Raw genomic sequence first — 4,913 nt, forward strand, 5'->3', positions numbered from 1 at the left:
CCGGCCCGGCTCCCGCAACGCCCACTCCACAATCCCGTCCTGCAACAACCCCTCCGGCACCGGCCCATCCGTGGCATTCACCGACGCCACAACCCCCCGCTGCCCCTCCGAAACCACCGACGGCAACACCCGCCACGCATCCACCTCCACCAAACCCGACAACACCCCGCAAAACCCCTCAAACATCTCCTCCACCACACCCACCGGGAACAACGCCTCCACGGCAGGCCAGCTCACGTACAGGCCGTGGGCGGTCTCCAGGACGCCCGCGTCCATCCAGACCTGCGGGGTCTGGATGACCTCGTGGCGCAGGGTGCCCAGCCAGTCGACGAGCGTTCCCTGATCGCGCTCGCCCTCGTCGACCAGGGTGCTGGTGAAGACCACGGGCATGACCGCGCCTGAGGTGCCGCCCCTGTGGCGGGCCAGCTCGCGCAGCACGTCGACGCCGTTGACATGGCGGTGGTCGAGGTCCTCCCAGCTCTGCTCCTGGATGCCTCTGGCCAGGTCGGCGAAGCCGCCGGGCGCGGCGAGGTCGACGGGCATCAGGTTGAAGGACGCGAAGCCTCCGACCAGGTGCGCGACGTCCGCGTGGACCGGCAGGCGGTTGGTGGTGGTGACGTTCAGCGTGAACTTGGCGCTGCGGCTCCAGGCCCCGACGACCACCGCGTACGCGGCCAGCAGCACCGCCGACGGCGTCACCCCGTGCTCGGCCGCCCGCGCCTTGACCTGCTCCCACACGTCGGTGGGAATGGTGGTGCTGCGGGCCACGAACTCCGGCCGGTCCAGCGCTGACGGCGCCATGGCGAGCGGGAGGTCCGGCGCGGGCGGCAGGTCGGCGACGCGGGCCCGCCAGTACTCCAGCGAGCGCGCGTAGGCTTCGCTCTGGCGTACCTCGCGGGCGGCCAGCACGTAGTCGCGGAACGACAGCCGCAGCTCGGGCAGCTCGGCCGCCGGGTCCTCGAAGTAGGCGCGCCAGTCGCGCAGGAGGATCCGCACGCTGCCCATGTCGGCCATGAGCAGGTCGAAGCCGAGGAACAGGCGGCAGCGCCCCTCGGGCAGCAGCGCGGCGGTGATGCCGAACAGCGGCCACTGGTCGGCCGGTTTGATCTCGTGCGACAGCCGGGCGCGGAGCCCGGCGAGCTCCTCCTCAATCCGCTCCTGCCCGTGCCGGCGCAGGTCGACGACCTCGAACTCGTACGGTGGGGTCTCGGGGAGTATGCGCTGTGTACCGTCCCGGTCGATGACGGCCCGCAGCATGTGGTGCCGGTCGATCACCTGGTTCCACGCGGCGGCGAGCCGATCGAGGTCGCGCGCGTCCCGATCGACCTCCCAGTAGATGCGGGCGGCCACGTTGCCCAGGTTGAACGCGCCCTGCCGGCCGATCCACTGGGCCTGCTGGATCTCGCTCAGCGGGAACGGCTCGTGCAGGTGCTCGCTGTCGGGTTCGGCCACGATCGGCAGGTCCCGGCCGGTGGCGCCGGCCGTGCCGCCGAACTCGCCGACGACCTCGGCCAGGGCGGCGATCGTCGAGGCCTGCACCAGCCTGCGCATGGGGATCTCGACGCCGAGCTCGTCCTTGACGCGGGCGACGACCTGAGTGGCCAGCAGCGAGTGGCCGCCCAGCTCGACGAACTCGTCGTGGACGCCGATCGGGCCGACGCCCAGGAGTTCCTGCCAGATCGCGGCGATCTGCTCCTCAACCGGGTCGCGCGGCGCGACGTACTCGGTCATCAGGTCAGGGCGAGGTTCGAGGCCGGTCAGTTCGAGCCGCGCGGCGGCGGGCTCGGCGGTTTCGTCGGCGCCGTGCTCGGGCAGCCCGTCAGCGGCGGCCGTGGGCGTGGTCGTGACGGTGGTCGCGGGCTCGATCCAGCATCGCCGCCGGTCGAAGGCGTAGCCGGGCAGGCTGACGCGGCGGGGACGCCGGTCGGCGTGCAGGGCGGCCCAGTCCACCTCGGCCCCCGCCAGCCAGATGCGGCCGACGGCCGTCATCAGCGACTCGGCGGCCGAGCCCGGCTCGCCCGCGCCCGGCAGCGTGGTCACGATGGTGGCGTTCCTGACGGCCATCCGGGTCAGGGTGGCGAGCGTGTGGCCGGGGCCCACCTCCACGAAGGCGTACTCTCCGGACGCGGCCAGGCGGGTGGCGCCGTCGGCGTACCGCACGGTGTCCCGGATGTGGCCGGCCCAGTACTCGGGGTCGGCGGCCTGGTCGGCGGTGATCCAGTCACCGGTGCGGTTGGACAGGAACGGGATCCGCGGCTCACCGGCCCGTACGGTGCTCACCTCGGCGGCGAACAGCGGCAGGATCGGGTCCATCATGGCCGAGTGGAAGGCGTGGGAGGTGTGCAGCCTGCGGCCGGCGACGTCCTCCTCGGCCAGGCGCTTCTCCAGCGCCTCGATCGCATCGTGCGGCCCGGAGGCCACGCACACGTCGGGCCCGTTGACGGCGGCGAGCGACAGCTCCGAGGTCAGCAACTCGCGCAGCCTCGACTCAGGCAGCGCCACGGACAACATGGCGCCGGGGGGCCGCTCGGCCATGAGCCGGCCGCGCGCCACGACCAGCCGCACGGCCTCGGCCAGCGGGAACACCTCGGCCAGGCAGGCGGCGACGAGCTCGCCCACGCTGTGCCCGAGCATGGCGTCCGGCGTGATGCCCCAGGACATGAGGGTCCGGGCGAGGGCGTACTCGACGGCGAAGAGCGCGGGCTGCGCCACGGCGGTGGACTCCAGCCGGGCAGCCGCCACGGCGGGATCGGCCCCGTCGTCCGGGAAGATCATCGCGCGTAGGTCCAGCCACGGCTCGAAGAGGCGGACGCAGGTGTCGAAGTGATGGCGGAACACCGGTTCGGCGTCGAGCAGTTCGCGCGTCATCCCCGGGTACTGGCTGCCCTGGCCGGGGAACAGAAAGGCGATCTTGGGGGTGTCGGGCGCGGTGCGGCCCGCGACGCGCCCGGCGTCGCCGTCCTCCAGCGCCGCGGCGGCCTCGGCGAGATCGCGGGCGACCAGGACCCGGCGGCGGGCGAACGGCTTGCGCCCGGTCTGCAGCGTATAGGCGATGTCGGGCAGCTCGGCGGGCCCGGCCTCGCGCAGCGCGGCGGCCAGGTCGGCGCCCGTCTTGTCGAGCGCCGTCGTGGTCATGGCCGACAACGGCAGCACGTGGACGGGCCGCCGCGACGGCTGCGGCACGGCCTCCGGGGCCTCCTCCAGCACGACGTGGGCGTTGGTGCCGCCGAACCCGAACGAGCTGACGCCGATCCTGCGCGGCCCGCCCGTCGTCGTCCACGGCCGTAACGCCGTGTTGACCTGGAACGGCGTACGCGCGAAGTCGATCTCCGGGTTCGGCTCGTCGAAGTTCACGCCGGCCACCAGCTCGCCGTGCTTCAGCTGGAGCACCGCCTTGATGAGCGACACCACGCCCGCCGCGCTGTCCAGGTGCCCGATGTTGGCCTTGACCGAGCTGATGGCGACCGACCCCGGCGGGCCGGTGAAGATCTTCGCCAGCGCCGCGATCTCGATGGGGTCGCCGAGCCGGGTGCCCGTGCCGTGCGCCTCGATGGCGGTGACGGAGGCCGGGTCCACACCCGCGGCTCCGAGCGCGGCGGCGATGACCTTGGCCTGGCCCTCCACGCCCGGTGCGGTGTACCCGACCTTGTGCGCGCCGTCGTTGTTGACCGCCGAGCCCTTGATCACGGCCTCGATGTGGTCGCCGTCGGCCACCGCGTCGGCCAGGCGCTTGAGCACGACGACGCCGACCCCGCTGCCGCCGATCGTCCCACCGGCCCTGGCGTCGAAGGGGCGGCAGTGGCCGTCCGGTGAGAGGATCATGCCTTCCTGGTAGAGGTACCCGCGCCGCTGCGGCAGCCGTACCGTGGCACCGCCGGCCAGGGCCAGGTCGCATTCGTTGTTGAGCAGCGCCTGACAGGCAACGTGCACGGCCACGAGCGAGGACGAGCAGGCCGTCTGGATGTTCATCGCGGGGCCGTCCAGGCCGAGCTTGTAGCTCACGCGGTTGGCCAGGTAGTCCTTGTCGTTCGCGATGAGCATCTCGAAGCCGTGGTTGCTCAGGTCGATCGGGCGGTGCGACAGCAGGTTGCGCAGCAAGTAGGTCGACAAACTGGAGGCGGCGAACACCCCGACGGACTCCCGCCGCTCCCCAGGCAGCGCGCCGGCGTCCTCCAACGCCTGCCACGCGCACTCCAGGAACAAACGCTGCTGCGGGTCCACGATGGCGGCCTCACGCGCGCTGTAACCGAAGAAACGCGCGTCGAAGAGGTCCACGTCGTCGAGCACGGCCCCCGCCCTGACGTAATCGGGCCGCTCCAACAGTTCGGGAGAGACCCCGTCGGCCAGCAGCTCCTCATCGGTGAAAACCGTCACCGACTCCCTGCCCGCTCGCAGGTTCCGCCAGAATTCCCGGAGGTCACGGGCTCCGGGGAAACGGCCCGCCATGCCGACGACCGCGATGTCCAAGCTCTCGTCCACGATTGATCACACCCTCACGTCAGACTGCTCTTCGTTCCGCTGGCGGGCGGCCCGCCGCCTGCTCCTGCCCCGCGCGTACGCCTCGCGGACGGCCGTGTCCTCGCCCGCCGCGCCTTCGGGCGCCGACAGCCGCTTGGACAGGCTCCGGATGTTGGGATGCTCGAACAGCGCGGTGAGTGGAATCTCCTGGTTGAGCACCGAGCAGAGCCGCCAGTGGAGCCGCACGACCATCATCGAGTCGACGCCGATCTCGAAGAAGTTGGTGCAGACCCCGACCTCGTCGCGGTCGAGCACCTCCCGTACGACGGTCAGGACGATCTGCTCCGTCTCCGTCTCGGGCGGCGCGGTCTCGGTGGTCGAAGGCCCAGCATCCAACCGCTCCAAAGCAGCACGATCCACCTTGCCGTTACCCGTCAACGGCAACTCATCCAGAA

2 protein-coding genes are annotated in these 4,913 nt (G+C 71.7%); both read right to left on the reverse strand.

Annotated features, from left to right (window positions below; genetic code table 11):
- Positions 1-4,479 (reverse strand): beta-ketoacyl synthase N-terminal-like domain-containing protein (locus AB0H84_RS53305; protein WP_357622441.1); only part of this gene is annotated, 4,479 nt, incomplete at its 3' end.
- Between the two features lie 6 nt (positions 4,480-4,485).
- Positions 4,486-4,913: phosphopantetheine-binding protein (locus tag AB0H84_RS53310; RefSeq protein ID WP_357622443.1), on the reverse strand; the 428-nt coding region annotated here is incomplete at its 5' end.

It is taken from the genome of Nonomuraea sp. NPDC050786, from assembly GCF_040654115.1.
Classification (GTDB): Bacteria; Actinomycetota; Actinomycetes; order Streptosporangiales; family Streptosporangiaceae; genus Nonomuraea.